Origin of the sequence: Enterobacter sp. Ap-867 (assembly GCF_011752855.1) — a bacterium.
Lineage (GTDB): Bacteria > Pseudomonadota > Gammaproteobacteria > Enterobacterales > Enterobacteriaceae > Cedecea.
In genome coordinates this window covers 1-958 of sequence record NZ_VWWS01000026.1, presented here as the reverse complement: position 1 = coordinate 958, position 958 = coordinate 1, and the positions used below count along the sequence as shown (strand labels likewise).

At 54.3% G+C, this 958-nt stretch carries 1 pseudogene; it reads left to right on the top strand.

The features are described 5' to 3' along the window. Positions 1-958 (top strand): annotated as a pseudogene (locus tag F3J26_RS22525) (IS3 family transposase); the annotation flags it as partial.

The window sequence follows — 958 nt, the reverse complement described above, 5'->3', positions numbered from 1 at the left end:
AAGTATGGCGGTATGGAGGTGCCCGAGGTTAAGCGCCTGAAGTCGCTTGAGGAAGAGAACGCCAGGCTCAAGAAGCTGCTTGCCGAAGCCATGCTGGATAAGGAGGCGCTTCAGGTGGCTCTGGGGCGAAAGTACTGACGACAGGTCAGAAGCGGGAAGCCGTGGTGTTGACGTTTGATGCGACCGGTCTGTCGCAACGTCGTGCCTGCCGGCTTACAGGTTTGTCCCTGTCGACCTGCCGTTATGATGATCAGCGTCCGGCTGCTGATGCACATTTATCTGGGCGTATTACCGAGCTGGCGCTTGAACGCAGACGTTTTGGTTATCGGCGCATCTGGCAGTTGCTGCGTAGGGAGGGCCTTCACGTCAATCACAAGCGGGTATACCGTATTTACTACCTTAATGGACTGAGCGTAAAACGCAGACGACGCCGTAGAGGGCTGGCGACCGAACGGTTTCCGCTTCTGCGCCCGGATGCACCGAATCTTACATGGTCGATGGATTTCGTTATGGATGCACTGGCCAACGGTCGAAGGATCAAGTGCCTGACCTGTGTGGATGATTTCACGAAGGAGTGTCTGACGATCACCGCTGCTTTCGGTATTTCAGGCGTTCAGGTCACGCGTATTCTGGACAGCATCGCGTTGTTTCGGGGGTATCCGACGACAATAAGAACCGATCAGGGTCCGGAATTTACCTGCCGCGCGCTCGATCAATGGGCCTTTGAGCATAGTGTGGAACTCCGGCTTATCCAGGCAGGTAAGCCAACGCAGAACGGATTTATTGAGAGTTTTAACGGACGCTTTCGCGATGAGTGTCTGAATGAACACTGGTTCAGCGATATTCTTCATGCCCGGAAAACGATTAATGACTGGCGGCAGGATTATAACGAGTGCCGTCCCCATTCATCGCTGGATTACCAGACACCAGCTGAATTCGCAACGGACTGGCGAAACAG